Origin of the sequence: Kitasatospora sp. NPDC005856 (assembly GCF_040629945.1) — a bacterium.
In the GTDB taxonomy this organism is placed as follows: Bacteria; Actinomycetota; Actinomycetes; order Streptomycetales; family Streptomycetaceae; genus Kitasatospora.
Genome location: NZ_JBEXWT010000190.1, coordinates 1 through 4,308, shown reverse-complemented (window position 1 = coordinate 4,308; position 4,308 = coordinate 1). Strand labels below are relative to the sequence as shown.

Annotated in this window: 2 protein-coding genes; both read left to right on the top strand. The window is 77.0% G+C overall.

Features of this window, described 5'->3' with window-relative positions; translation table 11 throughout:
- A partial coding sequence (locus tag ABZ449_RS41740; protein ID WP_360357299.1) for an SDR family NAD(P)-dependent oxidoreductase occupies window positions 1-3,054 on the top strand: 3,054 nt, incomplete at its 5' end.
- Window positions 3,055-3,094: 40 nt separating this feature from the next.
- The coding region (locus tag ABZ449_RS41735; RefSeq protein WP_360357297.1) for a beta-ketoacyl synthase N-terminal-like domain-containing protein at window positions 3,095-4,308 on the top strand (1,214 nt) is incomplete at its 3' end.

Sequence of the window (4,308 nt, the reverse complement as noted above, 5' to 3'; positions counted from 1 at the left end):
GGCTGGACCCAGCCCGCCCTGTTCGCCGTCGAGGTCGCCCTCTACCGCCTGGTCGAATCCTGGGGCCTGCGGCCCGACTTCCTCGCCGGGCACTCCGTCGGCGAGCTGGCCGCCGCGCACGCCGCCGGGGTGCTGTCGCTGGCCGACGCCGCCCGGCTGGTCGCCGCCCGCGGCCGGCTGATGCAGCAACTGCCGTCCGGTGGGGCCATGGTGGCCGTGGAGGCCGCCGAGGCCGAGGTGCTGACGCTGCTCGGCGACGAGCCGACCGTGGCCGTGGCCGCCGTCAACGGCCCGCGCGCCGTGGTCCTGGCGGGCCCGGAGGAGGCCGTCCTGCGGATCGCCGAAGGGCTCGCCGCCGCCGGGCACCGCACCAGGCGGCTGCGGGTCAGCCACGCCTTCCACTCCCCGCTGATGGACCCGATGCTGGCGGAGTTCCGCCGGATCGCCGAGTCGCTGACCTACCACGGGCCGCGGATCCCGGTGGTCTCCGGCACCGGCCGCCAGGTGACCGCCGAGGAGCTGTGCACGGCGGAGTACTGGACCGGCCAGATCCGCTGCGCCGTCCGGTTCCACGAGGTGTTCGGCCGGCTGGCCGCCGAAGGGGTGACCCGCTTCCTGGAGCTGGGCCCGGACGGCGTGCTGACCGCGATGGGCCGGGACTGCCTGGCCGGGGCGCCGTCCGAGGGCGGCCACACCCTGCTGCCGGCGCTGCGCCGGGACCGGCCGGAGGCCGCGTCCGTGGTCCGGGCGGTCGGCACGCTGCACACCCTCGGCTCCGCGGTGGACTGGCCGGCCTTCTTCGCCGCCGCCGGGGCCACGGCCGGCCGGGTGGAACTGCCCACCTACGCCTTCCAGCGCGAGCGGTTCTGGCTGGACGGCCCCGCGCCGGCGGCCGACCCGGTGGACACCGCCTTCTGGGAGGCCGTCGAACAGCGCGACCTGGCCGCGCTCGGCACGAGCCTCCGGCTGGCCGAGGAGGAACAGCGCTCGCTCGGCGAGGTGCTGCCCGCGCTGTCCTCCTGGCGCCACCGGAAGCGGGACGCCTCCCGGCTCGACTCCTGGCGCTACCGGGCGGACTGGCAGCGCCTTCCCGAGCCGGAGAGCGCCCTGCTGCCGGGCCGTTGGCTGGCCGTGCTGCCGGCCGGGGGCACCCCGGCGGCCGTCGAGGGCGCCCTGGCAGCGCTGGAGCGGCACGGCGCGGACCTGCTGCGGGTGACGGTCGGCCCGGACGGCCTCGACCGCGACGCCCTGGCGGGCCGGCTCCGGCCGGCCCTGGACGGCCCGGCGCCGACCGGTGTGCTCTCGCTGCTGGCCCTCGCGGACGGCGCCTGCGAGCGCACCGTCACGGTCGGCGCGGTGGCACTGCTCCAGGCGCTCGGCGACCTGGCCGTGGACGCCCCGCTGTGGTGCGCGACCCGGGCCGGCGTGTCGGTCGGCGGACAGGTCGCGAGCCCGGCGCAGGCCGCGCTGTGGGGCCTCGGGCGGGCGGCCGCGCTGGAGCACCCCGACCGCTGGGGCGGCCTGGTGGACCTGCCGGAGGAGGTCGACGGCCCGGCCGGGGACCGGCTGTGCGGGGTTCTGCGGGGCGCCGGCGGCGAGGACCAGGTCGCGGTGCGGCCCGACGGCCTGTACGGGCGGCGGCTGCTGCCCGCGCCGCCGGTGCGGCGCGGCGGCGCGCCGGGCTGGGACGCCGAGGGCACGGTGCTGATCACCGGCGGCACCGGGGCGCTCGGCGCCCGGCTGGCCCGGCACCTGGTCGCCGAGCACGGCGTGCGCCGGCTGCTGCTCACCAGCCGCAGCGGCCCCGAGGCGCCGGGCGCGGCCGAACTGACCGCCGAACTCGGCGCTCTCGGCGCGGCGGTGACCGTCGCGGCCTGTGACGTCGCCGACCGTGACCGGCTCGCCGCGCTCCTGGCCGACATCCCCGCCGCGCACCCGCTGACCGCGGTGGTGCACGCCGCCGGGGTGCTCGACGACGGCGTGATCGACGCGCTGACGCCGCAGCGGCTGGAGACCGTCCTGCGGGCCAAGGCCACCGCGGCCCGCCACCTGCACGAACTGACCCTGGCCCCGGCGCCCGCGGCCTTCGTGCTGTTCTCCTCGTTCAGCGGCACGCTCGGCGCTCCCGGGCAGGCCAACTACGCCGCCGCCAACGCCTGTCTTGACGCCCTGGCCGAGCAGCGCGCGGCCCTCGGCCTGCCCGCCACCTCGGTGGCCTGGGGGCCGTGGGACGAGGGCGGCATGGCCGCCGGGGGCGAGGTGCTGGAACGCGCCCGGCGGACCGGGGTGACCCCGCTGGCACCGGAGTCGGGGCTGGCCGCCCTGGACGCCGCACTCGCCCAGGGCGACACCGCGCTCGCCGTGGTGGACGTGGACTGGGCCCGGTTCGCCCCGGGGTTCGTCGCGGCCAGGCCCAGCCGGCTGCTCGCCGAGCTGCCGGCCGTCCGGGCGCTGGCCCCGGACCGGGACGGCCCGGCCGCGCCGGCCGAGGAGGGGACGGCGCTCGCGGCGCGCCTGGCGGGCGTCTCCCCGGTGGAGCGCGAGCGGATCCTGCTGGAGCTGGTCCGGCGGCTCACCGCGGAGGTGCTCGGGCACCGCGGGCCGGAGGCCGTGGAACCGCAGAAGGGGTTCCTGGAGCTGGGCTTCGACTCGCTGACGGCGGTCGAGCTGCGCAACCGGCTGGGCGGCGCCACGGGCCTCCCGCTGCCCTCCACGCTGCTCTTCGACCACCCGGCCCCGGTCGCGCTGGCCCGCCTGTTGGCGGAGCGGCTGGCGCCGGCGGAGGACGCCGCCGGGGAGGCGGACGTCTTCACCGGGCTGGACGCGCTGGAGGCCGCGCTCACGGCCGCCGAGCTGGACGACGAGGACGGTCGCCGGGTCACCGCCAGGCTGGAGACCCTGCTGGGCAAGTGGCGCGAGTTCAGGGGTGCAGGGGTGTCCGTCAGGGGTGTCCCGGCCCCGGGTGCGACTGCCACTGTCGATGCGGACCTCGAACTGCGATCCGCGTCGGTGGATGAGGTGCTCTCCCTGATCGATGCGGAATTCGGCCTCTGATTCGGCCTCTGAGCGGACAACGCTGCCTGGAAGGTGTGCAATGCGGACGGATGACAAGGTCGTCGATTACCTCAAGAAGGTGACCGCGGACCTGCGGCGGACGCGTCAGCGGGTCCGCGAGCTGGAGGCCGCGGAGCACGAGCCGATCGCGATCGTCGCGATGAGCTGCCGCTTCCCCGGCGACGTGCGGACCCCCGAGGACCTGTGGCGGCTGCTCGCCGACGGCGGTGACGCCGTCGGCGAGTTCCCCGCCGACCGCGGCTGGGACACCGACCGCCTGCTCGGCGGCAACGCCGACGGCACCGGCGCCTCGTACGTCCGCGAGGGCGCGTTCCTGTACGGGGCCTCGCAGTTCGACGCGGGCTTCTTCGGGATCAGCCCGCGTGAGGCCCTGGTCATGGACCCGCAGCAGCGGCTGCTGCTGGAGACCTCCTGGGAGGCCTTCGAGCGGGCGGGCATCGACCCGCGGTCGCTGCGCGGCAGCCGCACCGGTGTCTTCGCCGGCACCAACGGGCAGGACTACGCGGCGCTGGTGACCAGGGCCCCGGAGGCGGCCGAGGGCTACCTCGCGACCGGCATCGGCGCCAGCGTGGTCTCCGGCCGCATCTCCTACACCTTCGGGCTGGAGGGCCCGGCGGTCACCGTGGACACCGCCTGCTCCGCGTCGCTGGTCTCCCTCCACCTCGCCGTCCAGTCGCTGCGCCGGGGCGAGTGCTCGCTCGCCCTGGCGGGCGGGGTCACGGTGATGTCGACCCCACTGTCCTTCGTGGAGTTCTCCAAGCAACGCGGACTCGCCTCGGACGGGCGCTGCAAGGCGTTCGCCGAGGCGGCGGACGGCACCGGCTGGGGCGAGGGCGTCGGCGTGCTCCTGCTGGAGCGGCTCTCCGACGCCCGCCGCAACGGGCACCCGGTGCTCGCCGTGGTCCGCGGCAGCGCCGTCAACCAGGACGGCGCGTCCAGCGGTCTGACCGCGCCCAACGGCCCCTCCCAGCAGCGGGTCGTCCGCCAGGCGCTGGCGAACGCCCGGCTCTCCACCTCCGACGTGGACGCCGTGGAGGCGCACGGCACCGGCACCCGCCTCGGCGACCCGATCGAGGCCCAGGCGCTGCTCGCCACCTACGGCCAGGACCGCGAACTCCCCCTGCTGCTGGGCTCGATCAAGTCCAACATCGGCCACACCCAGGCCGCCGCCGGGGTGGCCGGCGTGATGAAGATGGTGCTGGCCATGCGGCACGGGCTGCTGCCGCGCACGCT